Annotated in this window: 22 protein-coding genes and 1 tRNA gene; 5 read left to right on the top strand and 18 right to left on the bottom strand. The window is 57.2% G+C overall.

The genetic code is table 11. The features are described from left to right. Window positions 1-335: 335 nt before the first annotated feature. A tRNA-Gly gene (locus ACOTXT_RS10470) sits at window positions 336-409 on the bottom strand. Window positions 410-489: 80 nt separating this feature from the next. After that, a complete protein-coding gene (gene actS / locus ACOTXT_RS10475; RefSeq protein ID WP_023294504.1) occupies window positions 490-1233 on the bottom strand; it encodes an amidase activator ActS in 744 nt (247 codons plus the stop codon). A 163-nt stretch (window positions 1234-1396) separates the two neighbouring features. Here actS and idi point away from each other — a divergent pair, with 163 nt between their 5' ends. Next, window positions 1397-1939 carry an isopentenyl-diphosphate Delta-isomerase gene (gene idi / locus ACOTXT_RS10480; RefSeq protein WP_039265495.1) on the top strand — a complete coding sequence of 181 codons (543 nt, stop codon included), beginning with the start codon at window positions 1397-1399 and terminating at the stop codon, window positions 1937-1939. Between the two features lie 38 nt (window positions 1940-1977). Here idi and lysS read toward each other — a convergent pair whose 3' ends face one another. From lysS to xerD, 5 genes are all read right to left on the bottom strand, one after another. Beyond that, complete coding sequence (gene lysS, locus ACOTXT_RS10485) at window positions 1978-3495, bottom strand: lysine--tRNA ligase (RefSeq protein WP_021242046.1); 1518 nt, start codon at window positions 3493-3495, stop codon at window positions 1978-1980. Between the two features lie 9 nt (window positions 3496-3504). Further along, window positions 3505-4603 (bottom strand): peptide chain release factor 2 gene (gene prfB / locus ACOTXT_RS10490; RefSeq protein ID WP_095908218.1). Its coding sequence is split into 2 segments (ribosomal slippage): window positions 3505-4527 and window positions 4529-4603, totalling 1098 coding nucleotides; the frame shifts between segments, so codons are not numbered across the junction. Window positions 4604-4693: 90 nt separating this feature from the next. Beyond that, window positions 4694-6427, bottom strand: a complete 1734-nt coding sequence (recJ, locus tag ACOTXT_RS10495) for a single-stranded-DNA-specific exonuclease RecJ (protein WP_055322108.1) — start codon at window positions 6425-6427, stop codon at window positions 4694-4696. 5 nt (window positions 6428-6432) lie between these two features. Beyond that, window positions 6433-7146, bottom strand: coding sequence for a bifunctional protein-disulfide isomerase/oxidoreductase DsbC (gene dsbC / locus ACOTXT_RS10500; RefSeq protein WP_008499708.1), 714 nt, complete (start codon window positions 7144-7146; stop codon window positions 6433-6435). Window positions 7147-7174: 28 nt separating this feature from the next. Next, on the bottom strand, window positions 7175-8071 hold the full coding sequence (gene xerD / locus ACOTXT_RS10505; RefSeq protein WP_219369011.1) for a site-specific tyrosine recombinase XerD: 897 nt from the start codon (window positions 8069-8071) through the stop codon (window positions 7175-7177). Window positions 8072-8172: 101 nt separating this feature from the next. On the opposite strand from xerD, the gene fldB reads away from it, so the two are divergent. Next, window positions 8173-8694 (top strand): flavodoxin FldB, encoded by a 522-nt coding sequence (gene fldB / locus ACOTXT_RS10510; protein WP_008499710.1) that lies wholly within the window; start codon window positions 8173-8175, stop codon window positions 8692-8694. A 6-nt stretch (window positions 8695-8700) separates the two neighbouring features. Here the strand turns inward: fldB and ACOTXT_RS10515 are convergent, their stop codons facing one another. Next, window positions 8701-9111 (bottom strand): protein YgfX, encoded by a 411-nt coding sequence (locus tag ACOTXT_RS10515; protein WP_021242050.1) that lies wholly within the window; start codon window positions 9109-9111, stop codon window positions 8701-8703. Beyond that, window positions 9092-9358, bottom strand: coding sequence for an FAD assembly factor SdhE (gene sdhE / locus ACOTXT_RS10520; RefSeq protein ID WP_006178375.1), 267 nt, complete (start codon window positions 9356-9358; stop codon window positions 9092-9094). Before sdhE ends, ACOTXT_RS10515 begins: the two co-directional genes overlap by 20 nt. Before the next feature lie 294 nt (window positions 9359-9652). On the opposite strand from sdhE, the gene ygfZ reads away from it, so the two are divergent. Further along, window positions 9653-10633, top strand: a complete 981-nt coding sequence (gene ygfZ / locus ACOTXT_RS10525) for a tRNA-modifying protein YgfZ (protein ID WP_047745992.1) — start codon at window positions 9653-9655, stop codon at window positions 10631-10633. 84 nt (window positions 10634-10717) lie between these two features. Here the strand turns inward: ygfZ and trhA are convergent, their stop codons facing one another. Continuing rightward, on the bottom strand, window positions 10718-11377 hold the full coding sequence (gene trhA / locus ACOTXT_RS10530) for a PAQR family membrane homeostasis protein TrhA (RefSeq protein ID WP_021242052.1): 660 nt from the start codon (window positions 11375-11377) through the stop codon (window positions 10718-10720). Window positions 11378-11642: 265 nt separating this feature from the next. On the opposite strand from trhA, the gene ACOTXT_RS10535 reads away from it, so the two are divergent. After that, window positions 11643-12374 (top strand): MurR/RpiR family transcriptional regulator, encoded by a 732-nt coding sequence (locus ACOTXT_RS10535; protein WP_059364524.1) that lies wholly within the window; start codon window positions 11643-11645, stop codon window positions 12372-12374. 116 nt (window positions 12375-12490) lie between these two features. Continuing rightward, window positions 12491-13924 (top strand): 6-phospho-beta-glucosidase BglA, encoded by a 1434-nt coding sequence (gene bglA / locus ACOTXT_RS10540; protein ID WP_023294510.1) that lies wholly within the window; start codon window positions 12491-12493, stop codon window positions 13922-13924. 65 nt (window positions 13925-13989) lie between these two features. Here bglA and ACOTXT_RS10545 read toward each other — a convergent pair whose 3' ends face one another. The 8 genes from ACOTXT_RS10545 to ACOTXT_RS10580 form a co-directional block, all read right to left on the bottom strand. Beyond that, window positions 13990-14733 (bottom strand): SDR family oxidoreductase, encoded by a 744-nt coding sequence (locus ACOTXT_RS10545; protein WP_055322111.1) that lies wholly within the window; start codon window positions 14731-14733, stop codon window positions 13990-13992. A gap of 70 nt (window positions 14734-14803) precedes the next feature. Beyond that, the gene (gcvP, locus tag ACOTXT_RS10550; RefSeq protein WP_055322112.1) at window positions 14804-17677 is read right to left on the bottom strand and encodes an aminomethyl-transferring glycine dehydrogenase; all 2874 of its coding nucleotides are present in this window, start codon (window positions 17675-17677) and stop codon (window positions 14804-14806) included. 127 nt (window positions 17678-17804) lie between these two features. After that, window positions 17805-18194, bottom strand: a complete 390-nt coding sequence (gene gcvH / locus ACOTXT_RS10555; protein WP_008499718.1) for a glycine cleavage system protein GcvH — start codon at window positions 18192-18194, stop codon at window positions 17805-17807. Between the two features lie 23 nt (window positions 18195-18217). Continuing rightward, window positions 18218-19312 (bottom strand): glycine cleavage system aminomethyltransferase GcvT, encoded by a 1095-nt coding sequence (gcvT, locus tag ACOTXT_RS10560; RefSeq protein ID WP_333164658.1) that lies wholly within the window; start codon window positions 19310-19312, stop codon window positions 18218-18220. 397 nt (window positions 19313-19709) lie between these two features. Next, a complete protein-coding gene (gene ubiI, locus ACOTXT_RS10565; protein ID WP_032653307.1) occupies window positions 19710-20912 on the bottom strand; it encodes an FAD-dependent 2-octaprenylphenol hydroxylase in 1203 nt (400 codons plus the stop codon). Between the two features lie 12 nt (window positions 20913-20924). Further along, window positions 20925-22103, bottom strand: coding sequence for a 2-octaprenyl-6-methoxyphenyl hydroxylase (gene ubiH / locus ACOTXT_RS10570; RefSeq protein ID WP_055322113.1), 1179 nt, complete (start codon window positions 22101-22103; stop codon window positions 20925-20927). Then, the gene (gene pepP / locus ACOTXT_RS10575) at window positions 22100-23413 is read right to left on the bottom strand and encodes a Xaa-Pro aminopeptidase (RefSeq protein ID WP_100245867.1); all 1314 of its coding nucleotides are present in this window, start codon (window positions 23411-23413) and stop codon (window positions 22100-22102) included. The genes ubiH and pepP overlap by 4 nt, the downstream gene beginning before the upstream one ends. 31 nt (window positions 23414-23444) lie before the next feature. Continuing rightward, complete coding sequence (locus ACOTXT_RS10580; protein WP_025912457.1) at window positions 23445-24023, bottom strand: YecA family protein; 579 nt, start codon at window positions 24021-24023, stop codon at window positions 23445-23447. Window positions 24024-24131 lie beyond the last annotated feature (108 nt).

Raw genomic sequence — 24131 nt, forward strand, 5'->3', positions numbered from 1 at the left:
GGCCAAAATCAGCCACGAAGAGACGATTTTGGGCTGAAAATTGGAAAATTGAGCCACAGGACGTCGATAAAGGACGGTTTGGGGCGTCATATCGGGAGCTGCGGACCACTTAATCGCAACTTCCTTAGATATAAACATCAGCTAGCAGCGCAGATTAAATTATCCGTTGCATTCATCGTGCTGAAAATTCTGATGACACCTGATAACTCAGTGCTGAATATGAAGGCATGCGTGATAACTTCGTTGAAGCGATCAAACAACAGCATGACGATACCTGGATGGAAAAGGATAGGCTGGTTAAAAAATAGACAGAGGAGGATCACATCAAAAAATTCTGGAGCGGGCGAAGGGAATCGAACCCTCGTATAGAGCTTGGGAAGCTCTCGTTCTACCATTGAACTACGCCCGCTTTGAGGTGCGTAAGGCATTATAGACCTTACGCACCTTCATACAAGCCTCTTCACAACTAACCGGCGATTAAATAATCACTTAGCACTTCGGTTTGCTGCCGGGCGCAGGAAGATAACGCTGCGGATCGATGGCCGTCGCCTTGTAGCGAATCTGGAAATGCAGCTTCACTGAATCCGTACCGGTACTGCCCATGGTGGCAATCTTCTGCCCTGCTTTGACGTTCTGCCCGTTGTTGACCAGCATCGTGTCGTTGTGCGCATAGGCCGTGATGTAGTCTTCGCCATGCTTAATCATGATCAGGTTACCGTAGCCGCGCAGCTGGTTACCCACGTAAACCACCTTCCCGGCCCCGGAGGCATAAACCGGCGTACCGCGCGCAGCGGCGATATCAATACCCTTGTTGCCACCTTCAGAGAGTGAGTAAGGGGCGACCACTTTACCGCTGGCAGGCCAAATCCAGCAGCGCTGTCCAACCGGCGGCCATGACGATTGTGGCACCTGATAGGACGGCGTCACTTTGGCGGTTTTGCCTTTCGAAGAGGATTTTTTACCGGAGGACGATCCGCCGCTAACCTTCAGCTGCTGCCCCACCTCGATGGTGTAGGGCGGAGAAAGGTTATTCAGACGCGCCAGATCCTTCACGCTGGTTCCCGTTGCGCGCGAAATCCGGTACAGAGTGTCCCCGCGTTTGACGGTGTAGACCGAACCGGAATAGCTTCCCGTATCCGAAGATTTGCTCCCTGAACAGCCCGCCAGTAATAGCGTCAGCGTCAGGCAAAAAATAGCGGTAAGGGGTTTTCTCGTCAGGCTTCCTGCAAACAAAACAGATCCTCGGTCAGCGTGAATGGCGCACTATGATAACAGCCAAAACGAACAGGGGTCATGCCCTTTTCCGCTCTACGAGCCAAACCGTTCGTATAAGAATGCAGTATAATGCTTCGGCTGATGGTGCTGAACCACTCGGCAATTTGGCACTGGAGCATCAATGAGTATTCAAGAACACGTTATTTTGGTAAACGACCAGGGAATGGTGATTGGCACTCAGGAAAAATATGCCGCTCACACGTTACATACCCCGCTGCATCTGGCGTTCTCTTCCTGGCTTTTTAACGCAAAAGGCGAATGTCTGATCACCCGACGCGCCTTAAGCAAAAAAGCCTGGCCCGGCGTCTGGACCAACTCCGTGTGCGGCCACCCGCAGTCGGGCGAAGAGACAGTCCAGGCGATAATCCGCCGCTGCCGCTTTGAAGTGGGCGCAGAACTGACCGATATCACCGCCGTCGCCCCTGAATTTCGCTATCGGGAAACCGATCCGTCCGGGATCGTGGAAAACGAAATTTGCCCGGTCTTCGCCGCCCGCATCACCAATGACGTGACGATAAACGAAGATGAAGTGATGGACTATCAGTGGGTTGAGCTGGACGCGCTATTCCGCGCGCTGGACGCGACGCCCTGGGCCTTTAGCCCGTGGATGGTCATGGAAGCGACAACCGCCCGCGAAAAACTCAAAGCCTTCGCGGCGCAATAAAAAAGCCCCTTTCGGGGCTTTTTTTACATCTTAACGTCTTACTTCACCGGGCGCATCGCCGGGAACAGGATCACGTCGCGGATGGTATGGCTGTTAGTGAAAAGCATCACCATACGGTCGATACCAATACCCAGACCCGCCGTCGGTGGCAGGCCGTGCTCCAGCGCGGTCACGTAGTCTTCGTCGAAGAACATCGCTTCGTCGTCGCCTGCCGCCTTCGCGTCAACCTGATCCTGGAAGCGCTGAGCCTGGTCTTCCGCATCGTTCAGCTCGCTAAAGCCGTTGCCGATTTCACGGCCGCCGATGAAGAATTCGAAGCGATCGGTGATCTCCGGGTTCTGGTCATTACGACGCGCCAGCGGAGAGACTTCAGCCGGGTACTCGGTAATGAAGGTCGGCTGAATCAGGTGCGCTTCGGCCACTTCTTCGAAGATCTCGGTCACGATACGGCCCAGCCCCCAGCTCTTCTCAACCTTGATACCGATGCTTTCGGCGATCGCTTTCGCAGAATCGAAGTTATCCAGATCGGCCATGTTGGTTTCCGGACGGTACTTCTTGATCGCTTCGCGCATGGTCAGTTTTTCGAACGGCTTGCCGAAGTCGAAGACTTCTTCACCGTAAGGGACCTGCGTGGTGCCCAGAATATCCTGCGCCAGGGTACGGAACAGGGATTCGGTCAGCTCGATCAGATCTTTGTAATCCGCATACGCCATATAGAGTTCCATCATGGTGAACTCTGGGTTATGACGAACGGAGATCCCTTCGTTACGGAAGTTACGGTTAATTTCGAACACGCGATCGAAACCACCGACCACCAGACGCTTCAGGTACAGTTCCGGCGCGATACGCAGGTACATGTCCAGGTCCAGGGCGTTGTGATGGGTGATGAACGGACGCGCAGACGCGCCGCCAGGGATCACCTGCATCATTGGGGTTTCCACTTCCATAAAGTCGCGGTTCACCATGAACTGGCGGATACCGGCCATGATCTGGGAGCGAATTTTGAAGGTCTTGCGGGATTCATCGTTAGAGATGAGATCCAGGTAGCGCTGACGATAGCGCGCTTCCTGATCCTGCAGGCCGTGGAATTTGTCCGGCAGCGGGCGCAGGGCTTTGGTCAGCAGACGCAGCTCGGTGCAGTGGATAGACAGTTCACCGGTTTTGGTTTTGAACAGTTTACCTTTTGCGCCCAGGATATCGCCCAAATCCCACTTCTTGAACTGCTCGTTGTAGATGCCTTCCGGCAGATCGTCACGGGAAACGTACAGCTGAATGCGGCCGCCAACGTCCTGCAGGGTCACGAAGGAGGCTTTACCCATGATACGACGGGTCATCATGCGGCCCGCAACGGCCACTTCAACGTTCAGCGCTTCCAGCTCTTCGTTCTCTTTCGCGTCGAAGTCAGCGTGCAGTTGGTCTGAGGTGTGGTCACGACGAAAATCGTTCGGGAACGGCACGCCCTGCTCGCGCAGCGCTGCCAGCTTCTCGCGGCGGGTTTTCAGTTCGTTGTTAAGATCGACTACCGCGTCAGCGCCCTGTGCTTGTTGTTCAGACATGTTGGTTCCTCATAACCCTGCTTTCAAACTTGCTTCGATAAATTGGTCCAGGCTGCCGTCCAGCACCGCCTGCGTGTTGCGGGTTTCAACCCCGGTACGCAGGTCTTTGATGCGGGAGTCATCAAGGACGTAAGAACGGATCTGGCTGCCCCAGCCGATGTCAGACTTGTTGTCTTCCATCGCCTGTTTCTCAGCATTTTTCTTCTGCATCTCCAGCTCATAAAGCTTCGCTTTCATCTGCTTCATGGCCTGGTCTTTGTTCTTATGCTGGGAACGGTCGTTCTGGCACTGTGTTACCAGCCCGGTTGGAATGTGGGTAATACGCACCGCCGATTCCGTACGGTTAACGTGCTGGCCGCCCGCGCCGGATGCGCGGTAAACGTCGATACGCAGGTCCGCCGGGTTAATTTCGATATCGATATCTTCATCAACTTCCGGGTAAACAAACGCGGAGCTGAAGGAGGTATGACGACGGCCGCCGGAGTCGAACGGGCTCTTACGCACCAGGCGGTGAACGCCGGTTTCAGTGCGCAGCCAGCCGTAGGCGTAATCACCGATGATCTTGATGGTGACGGATTTAATACCGGCCACTTCACCTTCAGACTCTTCGATAATTTCGGTTTTGAAGCCGCGCGCTTCGGCCCAGCGCAGATACATACGCATCAGCATGCTGGCCCAGTCCTGCGCTTCGGTACCACCAGAACCTGCCTGAATATCAAGATAGCAGTCAGCGCTGTCGTATTCGCCGGAGAACATGCGACGGAATTCAAGCTGCGCCAGCTTCTCTTCCAGCACGTCGAGTTCTGCCACGGCTTCGTTAAAGGTCTCTTCGTCGTCGGCTTCGACGGCCAGCTCCAGCAAACCGGAAACATCTTCCAGCCCCTGGGCCATTTGATCCAGCGTATCTACGATAGCTTCGAGAGAGGAACGCTCTTTACCCAGCGCCTGTGCGCGTTCAGGTTCGTTCCAGACGTCCGGCTGTTCCAGCTCGGCGTTTACTTCTTCAAGACGCTCTTTCTTGGCATCGTAGTCAAAGATACCCCCTAAGAACGTCAGAGCGCTCCGTGAGGTCCTGAATACGGTTTTTTACCGGATTAATTTCAAACATGGTCTGTTTTCTTTTATGGACTTGTCAAAATGCGGTGATAAGAGCGGGATTGTACCGAATCCACGCCCTTTTTTATAGAGATTACTGCCGCTAAATTGGCCAGATATTGTCGATGATGATCTGAAGGGTGCGGTTACCGCGAAACTCGTTGATGTCCAGTTTGTACGCCAGCTCGACCTCGCGCACGCCGTTGTCCGGCCATACCGCCGTGTCAACGTTAAAGGCAATGCCATCCAGCAGCGGGCCGCCGCCGACCGGTTCAACCATCACCTTCAGATGACGCTCGCCGACGATGCGCTGCTGCAGCAGGCGGAAACGGCCATCGAACAGCGGTTCCGGGAACATCTGCCCCCATGGACCGGCATCGCGGAGCATTTGCGCCACGTCCATCGTCATCTCAAGCGGTGAAAGCTCGCCATCGGACACCACTTCCCCCTGCAGCAGGGCCGGGTCAATCCAGTCGGTGACCAGCTCGCCGAACAGGCGCTGAAACTCGTCGAATTTCGCCTCTTCCAGCGACAGGCCTGCCGCCATCGCATGGCCGCCGAACTTGATCATCAGGCCCGGATACAGCGTATCGAGACGCTCCAGCGCGTCGCGCATGTGCAGCCCCTGAATCGAGCGGCCAGAGCCTTTCAGCGTGCCGTCGCCCGCGGGGGCGAAGGCGATCACCGGGCGGTGGAAGCGCTCTTTGATGCGCGACGCCAGAATGCCGACCACGCCCTGATGCCACTCGGGATGGTACATTGCCAGGCCGCCCGGCAGCGTATCGCCGCTGCGTTCAAGCTTTTCACACAGGGTCAGCGCTTCGGCCTGCATTCCCTGCTCAATCTCTTTACGTGTCTGGTTCAGGGCGTCCAGCTCGTTGGCCAGCACGCGCGCCTCACCGATGTTGTCGCACAGCAGCAGCGCGACGCCAACGGACATATCGTCCAGTCTTCCGGCCGCATTCAGGCGCGGCCCGAGCGCAAAGCCCAAATCGCTTGCCGCCAGCTTGAGCGGGTCGCGGTTGGCAATTTCCAGCAGCGCCTTGATCCCCGGACGGCACTTGCCCGCCCGGATACGGCTCAAGCCCTGCCAGGTCAAAATACGGTTATTGGTATCGAGCGGCACCACGTCAGCGACGGTACCCAGCGCCACCAGATCGAGATATTCGGCCAGGTTCGGTGCGGCAATACCGCGGGAGTCGAACCAGCCCTTGTCGCGTAACAGGGTACGCAGCGCCAGCATCAGATAAAACGCCACGCCTACGCCCGCGAGGGATTTCGACGGAAAATCACAGTCGCGCAGGTTGGGGTTAATAATCGCGTCGGCGGCAGGCAGCGTTTCACCGGGGAGATGGTGATCGGTAACCAGCACCGGGATCCCCAGCGCGTGGGCATGATCGACCCCCGCATGGGAAGAGATCCCGTTATCGACGGTCATGATCATCTGCGCACCGCGGGCGTGGGCCTGATCGACCACTTCCGGGCTGAGTCCGTAGCCGTCTTCAAAACGGTTCGGCACCAGATACGTGACGTTATCGCAGCCCAGCGCGCGCAGGCTGAGCACGCTCAGCGCGGTGCTGGTTGCGCCGTCGGCATCGAAATCCCCTACTACCACAATACGCGTGTTCTCACGCAGGGCGTTGTAGAGCATTTCAGTGGCTTTTTCGATGCCGTTCAGCTGCTGCCAGGGCAGCATCCCTTTTACGCTACGTTCAAGATCCTCAGCACGACGCACGCCGCGGCTGGCGTAGAGGCGCTTCAGCAGCGGCGGGAGATCGTCCGGCAAATCAATCGGTTCAACCGCCTCGCGGCGGCGCAATTTTATCGGGGCTTTCACGCGGATTATTTACCACTAACCTGTTTCTGGTGCGCGTCGAGGAACTCTTTCATCTCTTTTGGTCCCTGATAGCCCGGAACGACGTACCCGTTGCTCAGGACAATCGCTGGCGTACCGCTCACGCCAAACTGCACGCCCAGCGCGTAGTGGTTAGCGATATCAATGTCGCAGGAGGCCGGCTTAACGCCTTTGCCGTTCATCGCGTCGTCAAACGCTTTGTTGCGGTCTTTTGCACACCAGATCGCCTTCATATCCTGCTCCGGCTGGCTCTGCACGCCCGCGCGCGGGAAGGCCAGGTAACGCACGGTAATACCCAGCGCGTTGTAGTCTTTCATCTCTTCATGCAGCTTGTGGCAGTAGCCGCAGGTGATATCGGTGAAGACGGTAATAACGTGTTTTTCCTGCGCCGCCTTATAGACGATCATCTCTTTTTCGAGCGCGTTCAGGTTTTTCATCAGCAGCTGGTTGGTCACGTTGACCGGCTGCGCGCCGCTCACGTCGTACATCGGCCCCTGAATAATGTGTTTGCCGTCTTCGGTGACGTACAGCACGCCGCTGTTGGTCAGTACCGTTTTCATCCCGGCGACCGGTGCTGGCTGAATATCGCTGCCGGTGACGCCAAGCTTAGCGAGCGACTGTTTGATAGCGGCGTCGTCAGCATGGGCGAAACCGGTGAAGGAGGCTGCCAGCAGGGTGAACAGCGCGAAACTCTTTTTCATAGTTGATCCTGTTACAATTCGTCGGCACTCACGCACGAGGGTGGTGCTGTTGGTGTAGCTGCCGCAGGCGTTCCGTCGCGACATGGGTGTAAATTTGCGTCGTGGAAAGATCGCTATGTCCCAGCAGCATCTGCACCACGCGTAAATCCGCGCCGTGGTTGAGCAGATGCGTCGCGAAGGCATGACGCAATACGTGCGGCGAAAGCTTTTCACTGTCGATACCGGCCAGTGTGGCGTAATGCTTGATGCGATGCCAGAACGTTTGCCGCGTCATCTGCTGTGCGCGCTGGCTCGGAAACAGAACGTCGATAGACGCGCCGTTGAGCAACCACGGGCGACCGTGCTCCAGATACGTTTCCAGCCAGTAAACCGCCTCTTCGCCCAGCGGAACCAGCCTTTCCTTGTTTCCTTTACCGATGACGCGCACCACGCCCTGACGCAGGCTGATGTCGCTCATCGTCAGGCCAACCAGCTCCGAAACGCGCAGGCCGGTAGCATACAATAGCTCAAGCATCGCTTTATCGCGTAACTCCAGCGGCAGGTCAACAGCCGGTGACTGTAATAATCTCTCAACTTGTGCTTCGCTGAGATCTTTTGGCAGCCGCTGCGGGAGCTTAGGGGATGCCAGCAGCGCGCTGGGATCGTCTTCGCGGATCTTCTCACGGTAGAGATGCTGGAACAGCCGACGCATGGCGCTGAGCAAGCGTGCGGAACTGGTGGCTTTGTAGCCCCCTTCTACACGTTCACAGAGCAGCGCCTGCAGGTCGTCGCTTTGCGCGCTCGCCAGCGAGAGCTGCCGACGGGCCAGCCACTCCACCAGCATGGTAAGATCGCGCCGGTAGGCGCTGAGCGTATTCTCGGCCAGATTTTTTTCCAGCCACAGCGCGTCGAGAAACTGTTCAACGAGTGCGAGATCCTTTTCCACATCAGCCCCTTTGATTCTGCAGTCAGGCCATTATGCCTGATTGTGACCGGTTTCTGGTACACTACGCGCAAAGTCAAAGCATGAATTGAGATAGTTACGCGATGAATATTGGTCTGTTCTATGGTTCCAGCACCTGCTACACCGAAATGGCGGCAGAGAAAATTCGCGACATCATTGGCCCGGAACTGGTGACGTTGCATAACCTGAAAGATGACGCGGTCGCGCTGATGGAACAGTACGATGTGCTGATCCTGGGCATCCCAACCTGGGATTTTGGTGAGATACAGGAAGACTGGGAAGCCATCTGGGATCAACTCGATTCAGTCAATCTCGACGGCAAGATCATTGCCATGTACGGCATGGGAGATCAGCTGGGTTACGGGGAATGGTTCCTGGACGCGCTCGGCATGCTGCACGACAAGCTGGCGCCGAAAGGGGTGTCGTTCATCGGCTACTGGCCAACCGAAGGTTACGAGTTCACCAGTAAAAAACCGATTATTGCCGACGGCGAGCTGTTTGTTGGGCTCGCGCTGGACGAAACCAACCAGTACGATCTTAGCGATGAACGTTTGCAAACCTGGTGCGAGCAGATCCTGGGTGAAATGGCAGAAAAGTTTAGCTAACGCGCGCTACCCCTGCGTCGTCTGTTGCAACAGCATCCGGCGCAGGTCTCGCCATTCGGCAGCATCCATACTGTCAGCCGCCAGCCACAGATGCTGGCAACGCCCGCCGTCCACCTTGCGTAACCGTAACATCATGCCGCAGTTGAGCATCCAGGGCATACCGAGAATATCCCACTCTTTACCCTGCCAGCGCAGGCGGGAATCCATCAGTAATTTAATCTCTCCCTGACGGGCATTAATACGACGCTGGCTGCGTACGCTGTCAAAAACGACAAACGACAGTAACAGCAGCCACAGCGGCGTATAGCTCAGCGGCCACGGCATCAGTAACACAAAGGCCGCAACCAGACCGTGGAGCAATAAAGACATCCACTGCGAGCGCCACGAGACGCGAAGATCAGATTGCCACAGGACCACGTTCCCGATTCCGTGTTTGAATTAATTGCACCATCCGTTGCAACTCGGTGTCGGCGGGTTTGCCGTGGTTCATCAGCCAGTTGAATAAATCCGGATCGTCAGACTCAAGCAGGCGAACAAACAGACGCTTATCGTCGTCGCTTAAGGTGTCATACTCATATTCGAAGAAAGGCATGATGGAAATATCAAGTTCACGCATGCCGCGACGGCACGCCCAGTGAATACGGGCCTTGTTGTTAATATCCATGTTCAGTTTCCTGCATTACGTTTGGCACAGTCGGTACCCCATTCGGTGTTCTTTATTTCTCTACGGGGACACCAGCTAGTGTAACGTGTTTTTGACCGTTTCATTACTGGAATATTGCGATCAACAAGCAGGCTTCCAGAATAATCCCTACAAACACAGCGGATTACACTATTTTGCGTGGCGCTACGCAGAACCGGTTTATGGCACAAATGGCCTGTTGAAAGCGCTTGCATTGCCTGCAGGCTCTTTTACCATTAGGCATTATCAAAGCGTTAAGCAATTCAGGATATCGTTATGGCCTTTACACCATTTTCTCCTCGCCAGCCCGCCGCCTCTGCGCGTCTGCCGCTGACGCTTATTTCTCTTGATGACTGGGCGCTGGCAACGCTCACCGGTGCCGACGCCGAAAAATATCTGCAGGGCCAGGTGACCGCCGACGTCAGCCAGATGACCGAACACCAGCACCTGCTGGCCGCCCATTGCGATCCAAAAGGCAAAATGTGGAGCAACCTGCGTCTGTTCCGCCGTCAGGACGGCTTTGCCTTTATTGAGCGCCGCAGCCTGCGAGACGCCCAGCTCAAAGAGCTGAAAAAATACGCGGTCTTTTCCAAAGTCACCATTGCCGCAGACGACGAACATGTCCTGCTGGGTGTGGCCGGCTTCCAGGCGCGTGCGGCGCTGAAAAACCTGTTCAGCGAACTGCCGGATGCCGAAAAGCCGCTCGTCAGCGAAGGCGCCACCTCAATCCTGTGGTTTGAACACCCGGCGGAGCGTTTCCTGTTAGTCACGGATGCGGCAACTGCCGAACGCGTCACCGAGGCGCTGCGCGGCGAAGCGCAGCTCAACAACAGCCAGCAGTGGCTGGCGCTGAACATCGAAGCGGGCCTGCCGATCATTGACGCTGCAAACAGCGCGCAGTTTATTCCTCAGGCAACGAACCTGCAGGCGCTGGGCGGCATCAGCTTTAAAAAAGGCTGCTACACCGGCCAGGAGATGGTCGCGCGTGCGAAATTCCGCGGGGCAAACAAACGCGCGCTGTGGACGCTGGCGGGACATGCCAGCCGCGTCCCTGAAGCGGGGGAAGATTTAGAGCTGAAGATGGGTGAAAACTGGCGCCGAACCGGCACCGTATTAGCCGCCGTACAGCTGGATGATGGACGTCTTTTGGTGCAGGCCGTTATGAACAACGACATGGAAGCGGACAGCGTGTTCCGCGTGCGTGACGATGTGAACACGCTGAGCATCGAGCCGCTGCCGTATTCTCTGGAAGAGTGATGCTGTATCGCCCGGTGGCGCTGCGCTTACCGGGCCTACTTATCCCGTAGGTCGGGTAAGGCGAAGCCGCCACCCGACGAAAAACTACACCTGCCCCACGTACAAATAAATCGCCAAAAAGTGGCACACGCTGCCGCCCAGCACGAAGCCGTGCCAGATGGCATGGTTGTAGGGAATGCGCTTGCAGACGTAGAAAATGACGCCGAGCGAATACACCACGCCGCCTAAGGCCAGAAGCGTCACGCCCCCAATCGACAGTTTGATTGCCAGCTGGTACACCACGATCAGCGACAGCCAGCCCATGGTCAGATAGGTGACCAGCGACAGCACCTTAAACCGGTGCGCGATGGTGAGCTTAAACAGGATCCCGAGCAGCGCCAGGCTCCAGATAACGATCATCAGCCCGCGCGACAGCGGTGAGTTGAGCCCCACCAGCAGAAACGGCGTATAGGTACCTGCAATGAGAAGATAGATAGCGCAGTGGTCAAATTTCTTGAGCCACATCTTGGCCCGCTGATGCGGGATCGCGTGATACAGCGTCGAGGCCAGAAACAGCAGGATCATGCTCCCGCCATAGAGACTGTAGCTGGTAATAGCCATCGCGCTGGCATTGGCGTCTACCGCCTGCACCAGCAATAACACCAAACCGACAATCCCAAACACCAGGCCAATGCCGTGGCTGATGCTGTTGGCTATTTCCTCAGCCAGCGAATATCCCTGTGCGATTAATGGTCTACTCACCATACAAAACTCCGGGAAAACAAAAGATGATTATTCATCGCATCACTATGCTAACTGAGAATGATTCCAGTGAACACCTGTTAGCTAAAATAATTTCACATCAGAATTTATGACTATAAATCATAGGCATAAATAAATTTTTCACCTAACATTTGTTCACATTAAAATTTAACCATTAAAAATCAAGAGCATAAAAATGGATCCTGTCGTCAGGCCCCATGTTATGATGAATACATCAGGTCTGAATAAGAGTTATGCCACTGTGAGTATGTTCACCCACTCCGCCATTGCCAGTCTCAATAACCTGGAGATGATGGTTTACAACTATGTCATTAAAAACCGTGACAAAGTCATGTACATGACCATCCGCGAGCTGGCGGATGCGGCGGGTGTCTCGACGACCACTATCCTGCGCTTTTGCCGCAAGCTTAACTGCGAAGGCTACTCGGAGTTTCGCGTTCGCTTTAAGCTTTATCTTGAACAAAACGAGCCCCAGCAGGCGAATTTCGGCACCAGCGAAATAATCAGCTTCTTTAAAAGCGTAAATAATGAAGAGTTCGACGCGTTATTAGATAGTGCGGTCGATATTATTTTATCGTCGGAACGCATTATATTTGTCGGCGCAGGAACGTCAGGCTCGCTGGCAAAATATGGCGCACGTTTCTTTTCTAATATCGGAAAATTCAGTAACCATATTGATGACCCTTATTTCCCGGTCACCAATGACATGGCGAAAAATGCGCTGGCGATTGTGCTCTCCGTCTCGGGTGAGACCGAGGAGATCCTGCGCTTCGCCAGCCAGTTTAGCCTGCATCACTGCAAGGTGCTCTCCATTACCAGCCACGAGCACTCGCGTCTCGCAAAACTGGCGGACTTTAATCTCTCCTGGCACGTTCCCCAGACGCGTATTGCAGGCGTCTACGATATCACCACGCAAATTCCCGTCATCTATATTCTGGAATCTCTCGGCCGTAAGCTGGCGAAGAAACTTGCAGAATAAAACATCCTGTTTTTTTGATGTGACAAATCACATTATGCCCAATTTGTTATATCGTGACATTTAATTTCGCTTTGCTAGACTCGATGCCAATAAGCCATTTATTGAGAATAGCAGCGATGAAAAAATTGACCTTACCAAAAGATTTTTTATGGGGTGGCGCGGTTGCCGCTCACCAGGTTGAAGGCGGCTGGAACAAAGGCGGCAAAGGGCCAAGCATTTGCGACGTATTAACCGGCGGCGCACACGGCGTGCCGCGCGAAATCACGCAGGACGTGGTGCCGGGAAAATACTATCCCAACCATGAAGCGATTGATTTCCACGGCCATTACAAGGAAGACATCAAGCTGTTTGCCGAGATGGGCTTCAAGTGTTTCCGCACCTCTATTGCCTGGACGCGTATCTTCCCGAACGGTGACGAAACGCAGCCAAACGAAGAAGGGCTTAAGTTCTACGACGACATGTTCGATGAGCTGCTGAAATACAACATCGAACCGGTGATCACCCTCTCCCACTTCGAAATGCCGCTGCACCTGGTGAAGGAGTACGGCAGCTGGACCAACCGTAAAGTGGTCGATTTCTTTGTGCGCTTCGCGGAAGTGGTCTTTGAGCGCTACAAAAATAAGGTCAAATACTGGATGACCTTCAACGAAATCAACAACCAGCGCAACTGGCGCGCCCCGCTGTTCGGCTACTGCTGCTCGGGCGTGGTCTATACGGAACATGAAAATCCGGAAGAGACCATGTACCAGGTCCTGCACCACCAGTTTGTGGCCAGCGCCCTGGCGGTGAAAGCCGCGCGCCGCATCAACCCGGAGATGAAAGTCGGCTGCATGCTGGCGATGGTGGCGCTCTATCCGTTCTCCTGCAAACCGGAAGACGTGATGTTCGCCCAGGAATCGATGCGCGAGCGCTACGTCTTTACCGACGTCCAGCTGCGCGGCTACTACCCGTCCTACGTGCTGAACGAATGGGAGCGTCGTGGCTTCTCCATCAAAATGGAAGCGGGTGACGAGCAGATCCTGCGCGAAGGCACCTGCGACTACCTGGGCTTCAGCTACTACATGACCAACGCGGTGAAGGCGGAAGGCGGCACCGGCGATGCCATTTCCGGTTTCGAAGGCAGCGTGCCGAACCCGCACGTGAAGGCCTCCGACTGGGGCTGGCAGATTGACCCGGTGGGCCTGCGCTATTCCCTGTGCGAACTGTACGAGCGTTACCAGAAGCCGCTGTTTATCGTTGAAAACGGCTTCGGTGCCTACGACAAGGTGGAAGAAGACGGCAGCATCAACGATGACTATCGCATCGACTACCTGCGTGCCCACGTGGAGGAGATGATCAAAGCCGTCACCCACGATGGCGTCGATCTGATGGGCTATACGCCATGGGGCTGTATCGACTGCGTGTCGTTCACCACCGGCCAGTACAGCAAGCGCTACGGCTTTATCTACGTGAACAAGCACGACGACGGCACGGGCGACATGTCGCGTTCCCGCAAGAAGAGCTTCGAGTGGTATAAAGGCGTGATTGCCAGCAACGGCGAGGCGCTGTGATTTTTTGCCCGGTGGCGCTGCGGTTACCGGGCCTACACGAATAGGAGGCCGGGCTGCCACCCGGCTTATTTCCCGCCCGCTAACTCAATAAAACTCCCCGTCACGTACGACGCCTTTTCGCTCAGCAGCCAGACAATCGCCTGGGCGACCTCTTCCGGCTGGCCGCCGCGCTGCATCGGCAGTAACGCTTTCACGCGGTCCACTCGCCCCGGTTCTCCGCCGGAAGCATGAATATCGGTATAGATCAGGCCCGGACGGACGCAGTTGACGCGAATGCCCTGCGCCGCCACCTCCAGCGACAGCCCCGTTGTCAGCGAATCCACCGCCCCCTTGGACGCGGCGTAATCCACATATTCACCCGGTGCGCCCAGGCGGGACGCCGCGGAAGAGACATTCACTATCGCCCCGCCCTTGCCGCCATGTTTGAAGGACATGCGTTTTACCGCTTCCCGGCAGCAGAGGAAGTAGCCCGTGACGTTGGTCGCCAGGACGCGGTTAATGCGCTCAGCGGAGAGATTCTCGATGGTGGATTGCTCAAACAGAATCCCCGCATTATTGACCAGCGCGGTCAGCTGCTCGCCTTCACGATCGAGGCTTTCAAACATCGCCAGCACCTGAGCTTCATCACTGATGTCTGCCCGAACGGCAAAGGCTTTACCGCCCGCCTCAACAATCTGGTTGATCACATCCGTTGCGGCCTTAATGTTGTGATGATAGTTCACCGCCACGGTGTAGCCTTCGCGGGCCAGCTGCAGCGCAGTGGCCTTCCCTATGCCCCGGCTGGCGCCGGTCACAAGTGCAATGCCCATTTTCTTCTCCCAATAAAAAAGCCGGGTGGCGGCTTCGCCTTACCCGGCCTACGTTACTACATCAGCAATGTTACTGGTATTCGCTCATCGGCACGCAGGAGCAGAACAGGTTACGGTCGCCGTAGACATCATCAAGACGCTTCACGGTCGGCCAGTATTTGTTCGCCACGCCTGCCGGGAAGACGGCCAGCTCGCGGGAATAGCCGTGGTTCCACTCGGCCACCAGCTCGTGCTGGGTGTGCGGAGCGTTGACCAGCGGGTTATCTTCCAGCGTCCACTCGCCGTCCTGCACGCGGTCAATTTCCATGCGGATGGCCAGCATCGCGTCGATAAAGCGGTCCAGCTCGGCTTTACTTTCGGACTCCGTTGGCTCCACCATCAGCGTGCCCGCAACCGGGAACGACATGGTAGGCGCGTGGAAGCCGTAGTCGATCAGACGCTTGGCAATATCCAGCTCGCTAATGCCGGTCTGCTCTTTAAGTGGACGAATATCGAGGATGCACTCGTGCGCCACGCGACCGTCGCGGCCGGTATAGAGCACCGGGAAGGCAGACTTCAGGCGCGTCGCAATGTAGTTGGCGTTCAGAATGGCCACCTGGCTCGCCTGCTTCAGCCCTTCCGCGCCCATCATGCGGATGTACATCCAGCTGATTGGCAGGATAGAGGCGCTACCGAACGGTGCCGCAGAGACCGCGCCCTGACGGGTCAGCATGCCTTCGATCTGCACCACGCTGTGGCCTGGGACAAACGGTGCCAGGTGCGCCTTCACGCCGATTGGCCCCATGCCCGGGCCGCCACCGCCGTGCGGGATGCAGAAGGTTTTGTGCAGGTTAAGGTGCGACACGTCCGCGCCGATAAAGCCCGGAGAGGTAATGCCCACCTGCGCGTTCATGTTCGCGCCGTCGAGGTATACCTGACCGCCGAACTGGTGCACCACTTCGCACACTTCACGGATGGTCTCTTCGTACACGCCGTGGGTGGACGGATAGGTCACCATGATGCAGGAGAGCTTGTCGCCCGCCTGTTCGGCTTTCGCGCGCAGGTCAGCCAGGTCGATGTTGCCGTTCTTATCGCACGCGACCACCACGACTTCCATGCCCGCCATCTGGGCTGAGGCCGGGTTGGTGCCGTGGGCAGAGCTTGGGATCAGGCAGATATCGCGATGGCCTTCGTTACGGCTTTCGTGATAGTGACGGATCGCCAGCAGGCCGGCATATTCACCCTGCGCGCCAGAGTTCGGCTGCATGCAGAGCGCGTCGTAACCGGTCAGCTTCACCAGCCAGTCGGAAAGCTGGTTAATCATCACGTGATAACCTTCCGCCTGCTCCGGCGGGCAGAACGGGTGCAGCTCGGAGAATTCAGGCCAGGTGATCGGGATCATCTCTGCTGCAGCATTCAGCTTCATGGTGCAGGATCCCAGCGGGATCATCGCCTGGTTCAGCGCCAAATCCTTGCGCTCCAGAGAGTGCATGTAACGCATCATCTCGGTCTCGCTGTGGTAGCGATTGAAGACCGGGTGCGTCAGGATGGCGTCGTTACGCAGCATGCTGTCCTGAATGGAGCGGCTGTCGAGCGCAACTTCTTTGTCGAGCGCGTCAATGTCCAGACCGTGCGCGTCACCCAGCAGCACGCTGAACAGATTCAGGATATCGTCGCGGGTGGTGCTTTCATCCAGCGTAATGCCGACGGCGTTGTGGATGTCGCTGCGCAGGTTGATCTTTGCCGCGTCCGCGCGGGCCAGCACGGCGGCTTTGTCCGCCACGTCCACGCACAGCGTGTCGAAATAGTGGGTATGGCGCAGCTTAAGACCTTTTTGCTGCAGGCCGCAGGCCAGGATATCGGCCAGGCGGTGAATGCGGCTGGCAATGCGTTTCAGGCCTGCCGGACCGTGGAACACGGCGTACAGGCTGGCGATGTTAGCCAGCAGCACCTGTGAGGTACAGATGTTGGAGTTCGCTTTCTCGCGGCGGATATGCTGCTCGCGGGTCTGCATCGCCATGCGCAGCGCGGTATTACCGGCAGCGTCTTTGGAGACGCCGATAATACGGCCAGGCATGGAACGTTTGAATTCATCTTTCGCGCCGAAGAACGCCGCGTGCGGGCCGCCGTAGCCCATCGGTACGCCGAAGCGCTGTGCTGAGCCGAATACGATATCCGCGCCCTGTTTGCCCGGGGCCGTCAGCAGCACCAGCGCCATAAAATCGGCGGCAACGCTGACAACAACCTTGCGGGATTTCAGCTCGGCAATCAGCGTGCCGTAGTCGTGCACTTCGCCGGTGGTGCCCACCTGCTGCAGCAGCACGCCGAAGACGTCCTGGTGATCCAGCACTTTGTCAGCGTCATCGACGATCACGTCAAAGCCGAAGGTTTCCGCACGGGTGCGCACCACGTCCAGCGTCTGCGGATGCACGTCCGCCGCCACGAAGAAGCGGTTGGCATTTTTCAGCTTGCTCACGCGCTTCGCCATCGCCATCGCTTCGGCGGCGGCGGTCGCTTCATCCAGCAGAGACGCAGAGGCGATATCCATACCGGTCAGATCCAGCGTTACCTGCTGGAAGTTCAGCAGCGCTTCCAGACGACCCTGGGACACTTCTGGCTGATACGGCGTATAGGCGGTGTACCAGCCCGGGTTTTCCAGCATGTTGCGCAGGATCACCGGCGGCAACTGCACGTTGGTGTAGCCCATGCCAATGTAAGACTTATAGCGCTTGTTCAGGCCGGCGATAGCCTTCAGCTCCGCCAGCGCGGCGAACTCCGTGGTGGCTTCCCCCACCTGAGGCGGCGTGGCTAGCTGGATGTCTTTTGGCACAATCTGGCCGATCAGTGCGTTTAATGAATCCGCGCCAACCGTCTTCAGCATCTCCTGCTGTTGCTGAGCATCCGGCCCAATGTGACGTTCAATGAAGGCGCCACGGTTTTCAAGCTGGCTTAAAGTCTGTGTCATGAGCGATGGTTCCTGAAACGTGCAGTGAATCGTAGTTATCTGTAACGCTGTTGCCCGGTGGCGCTAACGCTTACCGGGCCTACGTTGATCTCCAGGCCGGATAAGCGCAGCGCCATCCGGCACAACGTTATTCGTCTTCCAGTAGTGCTTCGTATGCGGTCGCATCCAGCAGCGCGGCAACCTGGGATTCGTCGCTGGCTTTGATCTTGAAGATCCAGCCGCCTTCATAAGGCTCGCTGTTGACCAGCTCAGGGGAGTCGCTCAGCGCGTCGTTGACCGCAACAATCTCACCGCTTACTGGTGCGTAGATGTCTGATGCCGCTTTTACGGACTCCGCCACGGCGCAGTCGTCGCCCGCGCTCACGGTCGTGCCCACGTCAGGCAGGTCAACAAACACCATGTCGCCCAGCAGCTCCTGCGCGTGCTCGGTGATCCCGACGGTGTAAGTGCCGTCCGCCTCTTTGCGCAGCCACTCGTGTTCTTTGCTGTATTTCAGTTCTGCTGGCACATTGCTCATTGAAGTTCTCCTGATAAAAATAGTTAGGCGACCGGCTTACCGGCGCGAACAAAAATCGGTTTGGTCACGTTGACCGGCATTTCGCGGTTGCGGATTTGCACCACCGCCGTTTCGCCAATGCCTGCCGGCACGCGTGCCAGTGCAATACTGTAGCCCAGCGTCGGTGAGAAGGTTCCGCTGGTGATCACGCCTTTGCGAGGATTGCCGTCTGCATCGGTAAAACGTACAGGCAGTTCGCCGCGCAGTACGCCTTTTTCCTTCATCACCAGGCCCACCAGCTGTTCAGTGCCCTTCTCGCGCTGCATCTCCAGCGCTTCACGGCCAATAAAGTCACGGTCAGCCGGTTCCCACGCGATGGTCCAGCCCATGTTGGCGGCCAGCGGAGAGACGCCTTCGTCCATCTCCTGACCGTAGAGGTTCATGCCCGCTTCCAGACGCAGCGTATCGCGCGCGCCCAGGCCCGCAGGCTTCACGCCCGCCTCCACCAGCGCACGCCAGAAATCAGCGGCCTTTTCGTTCGGCATCGCAATTTCGTAACCCGCTTCACCGGTGTAGCCGGTGGTGGCGATAAACAGATCGCCCGCCTGCACGCCGAAGAACGGCTTCATGCCTTCGGTGGCTTTACGTTGCTCATCGTTGAACAGAGACGCGGCTTTCGCCTGCGCGTTAGGCCCCTGCACGGCGATCAGCGACAGGTCATCACGGACGGTGATGTCGATGGCATACGGTTCGGCGTGTTGGGTGATCCAGGAGAGGTCTTTTTCGCGGGTGGCGGAGTTTACAACGAGGCGGAAGAAATCTTCGGTGAAGTAGTAGACGATAAGGTCATCAATCACGCCGCCCGAGGCATTCAGCATGCCGGTATAGAGCGCTTTACCCGGCGTCTTCAGTTTGGCGACGTCGTTTGCCAGCAGATAACGCAAAAACTCCCGGGTGCGGCTACCGCGCAGATCGACAATCGTCATGTGGGACACGTCGAACATACCGGCATCGGTGCGCACCGCGTGGTGCTCATCAATCTGCGAGCCGTAGTGCAGCGGCATCATCCAGCCGTGGAAGTCCACCATGCGGGCGCCGCATAACACGTGTTGTTCGTACAAAGGAGTCTGTTGAGCCATCTTGTCCTCGTTGAAAAATTCACCGTGAAACCCGGTATCGGCCCCGCGTTCGGGCACCGACGCAAACGTTCTCTTTTACCTGAACTTACCACCGAAAACGGCGGTTAACCATAAGGCAAAACAGGTCATCACATTAGCTTATGACCAAAAAACGCTGAAAAGCCTACAGAGTTATCCACTGGAAAAATGCGATTAACCCCGCACAAAATTAACAATGATCTAACAGGATTTAGCACATGGTGATATTTCGTGCGGAAAAACGGGCCGAATTTCCGTAACGAGAAAAACACGACATTAGATTATCTAATGCGAAAAATGACGTGAAATTAGAATATTTCAAACGAGGGAATTTCCCCGGCGCAGAGGCCGGGAAAAGAAAGTGTGACAGGGGTCTACATTATCGCAGCCAGTCCGGGAGGTCGTTCAGACCCATCGCCTGACGGAGGAGTTGAGGTTTAACACCCGGAAGGGTGTCAGCAAGCTTAAGGCCGATGTCGCGCAGCAGTTTTTTTGCCGGATTCGCGCCGGCAAACAGCTCGCGGAAGCCCTGCATGCCCGCCAGCATCATCGCCGCGCTGTGCTTGCGGCTGCGCTCGTAGCGACGCAGGTAGAGATGCTGGCCGATATCTTTGCCTTCACGATGCAGGCGACGCAGCTCCTCAACCAGCTCCGCCGCGTCCATAAAACCAAGGTTGACGCCCTGTCCGGCCAGCGGATGAATGGTATGCGCCGCATCCCCCACCAGCGCCAGACGGTGCGCCGCAAACTGACGCGCGTAGCGGCCGGTTAACGGGAACACCTGACGCTCGCTTTCAAGCGTGCACAGGCCAAGGCGGTTATCAAAGGCCACGCACAGCGCCTGGTTAAAGGCCTCCGGCGTCGCCTCATGCATCTGCTGGGCTTTTTCCGGCACCAGGGACCAGACAATTGAGCACAGGTGCGGATCGGCAAGCGGCAGGAACGCCAGTATGCCATCGTTGTGGAAAATCTGGCGCGCCACGCCTCCGTGCGCCTCTTCGGTACGGATCGTCGCGACCAGAGCATGATGGCGGTAATCCCAGTATGTCAGCGGGATATCGGCTTTATTACGCAGCCAGGAGTTGGCACCGTCAGCACCGACCACCAGACGCGCGGTCAGCATGTCGCCACTCTGCAGGGTGATAAACGCCTCGTTTTCGCCCCACGCCACCTGCTGGATCTGCGCAGGCGCAATCAGCGTCACGTCGCCGCACTGCTGTGCTTTCTGCCAGAGCGCGTGGTGGATCACCGCGTTTTCAACGATGTGCCCCAGATGGCTATAGCCCATGCTTTCATCGTCAAAAGCAATATGACCAAAGCTGTCTTTATCCCACACTTCCATGCCGTGATAGCAGCTGGCACGGTGCGCCACAATATCTGCCCAGACGCCAAGGTGCGTCAGCAGCTTTTCGCTGGCCGCATTGATCGCCGAGACGCGGAGTTCCGGCGGCGCATCCGGTGCAACGGGCTGAGGCTGCTTTTGCTCCAGCACCGCCACGCGCAGGCCGCTGCCCTGTAATCCGCAGGCCAATGCCAGTCCAACCATTCCGCCGCCAACGATGGCGACATCAACATTTTGCACGGTGATAACTCCTTAACGCGCGACCCAACCCAGGGTCCGCTGCGCCAGCACGTCACGTGCCGGAATGAATAATTCCATCGCCATCAGCCCAAGGTTGCGACCCGCAACCAGCGGTGCCCAGCGATTGGCAAAAAGATGAACCAGACCATCGGTCACACCGATGGTGGCCTCTTTATCCACCTGTCGGCGCTTCTGGTAATGACTCAGCACCGAATAGGCCCCACAGTCTTTTTGCTCGCCCCACGCCTGCGCCAGAGATTCGGCCAGGCTCATGACATCGCGTAAGCCAAGGTTGAAACCTTGCCCCGCGATGGGGTGCAGCGTCTGCGCAGCGTTACCGACAAGCGCCAGACGATGGGAGACAGACTGAGACGCCGTGGTCAGCGAAAGCGGGTAGACCGTCCGCTTGCCGGCATGGGTAATACGCCCCAGCCGCCAGCCAAAGGCTTTCTGCAGCTCGGTACAAAAACGTTCGTCGGACCAGGCCTTAACCTCTTCCGCCTTATCCTGCGGGTGACACCAGACCAGGGAACAGCGCCCGTCCGACATCGGCAGCATCGCCAGCGGGCCATGCTGCGTAAAGCGCTCAAAGGCCCTGCCGTTGTGGTCAGCTGCGGTAGCGACGTTCGCAATGACCGCCACCTGGCCGTAAGGCTGCTGGCGCCACTCCACGCCACACTGGGTGCCGAGCGACGAGCGCGAACCGTCCGCAGCGACCAGAAGCTGGCCTTCAAGGACGGTGCCGTTTTCCAGGGTCACGCTGACCGACGCGTCACTCCGACTCACGCTGGCCACGCGCGCGGGGCAATGCAGCGTGACGCCCGGCGCGTCCTGGAGCAGGCGGAACAGACGCAATCCGACGTCGTGCAGCTCAACAACCTGACCCAAGGCATCAATCCGGTAATCCTGCGCGTCCAGCGTGACAAAGCCTGCATGTCCGCGATCGCTGACGTGAACGGTACCGATCGCCGTAGCACGGTCGGCAATCGCCTGCCAGATCCCAATGCGGGAAAGCTGCTGGCAGGTGCCCTGCGCCAGCGCAATGGCGCGGGCATCAAAACCGGGGTGGTTCGACGCCTCTGGCGCAACGGCTTCTACCAGGTGCACCGGAAGCTGGCCCTGCGTCATATGCGAAATGGCCAGCGCCAGCGTGGCCCCGGTCATGCCGCCGCCCACGATAATCACGCTCATGCGCGCGCCGCTGCCATCAGCGCCTCGATATCGTCAGCGTTTTTCACGACGCTGGCGGTCAGGTTTTCGTTACCGGTTTCGGTAATCACGATATCGTCTTCAATACGAATGCCAATCCCGCGGTATTCTTCTGGCACGTCGGCATCCGGCGCGATGTAGAGACCCGGCTCCACGGTTAACACCATGCCCGGCTCCAGCACGCGCGAACGGTCGGCGCCGTATGCGCCAACGTCATGCACATCCAGCCCCAGCCAGTGGCTCAGGCCGTGCATGAAATACGGTCGGTGCGCATTTTCAGCAATCAGGGTGTCGACATCCCCTTTCAGGATCCCGAGCCTGACCAGACCGGTAATCATGATGCGCACCACTTCGCCGGTCACTTCCTGCATGGAAGTCCCCGGACGATACAGTTTGAGCGCTGTCTCAAGGGATTCGAGAACAATGTCGTAAATCGCGCGCTGTGCCGGTGAGAATTTACCGTTCACCGGGAAGGTACGGGTGATGTCCCCCGCATAGCCCTGATATTCGCAACCGGCGTCAATCAGCACCAGATCGCCGTCGCGCAGCGCACTTTCGTTTTCGGTGTAGTGCAGAATGCAGCCGTTTTCCCCGCCGCCGACAATGGTGTTGTAGGAGGGATAGCGCGCGCCGTGGCGGTTAAATTCGTGGTGAATTTCGCCTTCCAGCTGGTATTCGAACATCCCGGGACGGCATTTCTCCATGGCGCGGGTGTGTGCCAGCGCGCTGATTTCGCCCGCGCGGCGCATCACTTTTAGCTCTTCCTCAGACTTGAACAGGCGCATCTCATGCACCACCGGACGCCAGTCCGTCAGCGTGGCCGGTGCGGACAGGTTCTGGCGCGAGCCTTTGCGCAGCTTATCCAGCGCGGTGAAGACAATCTCATCGGCGTAGGCATATTCGCCCTGCGCGTGATAGAGCACGTCGAGGCCGTTAAGCAGCTGGTAGAGTTGCTGGTTGATTTCGCTAAACGCCAGCGCCCGGTCAACGCCCAGCTTCGCCGGCGCGGCCTCCTGGCCCAGGCGGCGGCCAAACCAGATTTCGGCCGTCAGGTCGCGCACGCGGTTGAATATCACGCTGTGGTTGTGGGTGTCATTGCTTTTAATCAGCACCAGTATCGCTTCCGGCTCGTTAAAGCCGGTGAAGTACCAGAAATCGCTGCTCTGGCGATAGGGATATTCGCTGTCGGCGCTGCGCGTCACTTCGGGCGCGGCAAAAATCAGCGCGGCGCTGCCCGGCTGCATTTTCGCCAGCAGCGCCTGACGGCGGCGCGAATACTCTTGACTCGAGATAACCATGACACCCTCCTGTGCGTTATTTTTCTTAATGTAAGGTTGGCTTACGAACTTCCGGTGCGGTCGGCTGTGAGCGCGTAAAGTTGTCGTGGCACAGCAGTGCCGCCACGCGCACGTACTCGATGATCTCTTCGAGAGACATTTCCAGCTCTTCCTGGTCTTCGTCTTCATCGTAGCCAAGCTGGGCAATGTTGCGCAGGTCGTCGATCGCTTCACCCGCTTCGCCGGTCACTTTATCCAGTTTAGGCTGCGTGACGCCCAGCCCCAGCAGATAGTGGTTTACCCAGCCGGCCAGCGCATCGGCGCGATCGAACACGCTGACGTCGTCGCCGTCAGGCAGATAAAGCTGAAAAAGGAAGCCATCGTCTTCCAGCGAATCGCTGATGGCGGCGTGCATTTTACGCAGCGCTTCCGCCAGCTCGTGACCAAACGCCAGCCCTTCATTCGTGAGGTCGTGGATCAGCGGCTGCCAGGAGCTGTCGCTGTTTCCGCCGCACAGCATGCCACTGATCAGACCGTGCATTTCGGCAGGGGTTAAACCGACTCCCTGCTGGTTCAGTAACTGGTTTAAATCCTTGTAACCAGGCATTTCGTTCTGTATAGACATGCGCATTCGTCATCATTGGGGGGAAGTTTCATGATATGCTACCACTTTGGACCCTGGTGATACCAGAAAAGGGCTTGTATCTTCACATCAGGGTAGCTATAGTGTCGC

This window comes from Enterobacter cloacae complex sp. IR5422 (assembly GCF_049238165.1).
Lineage (GTDB): Bacteria > Pseudomonadota > Gammaproteobacteria > Enterobacterales > Enterobacteriaceae > Enterobacter > Enterobacter roggenkampii.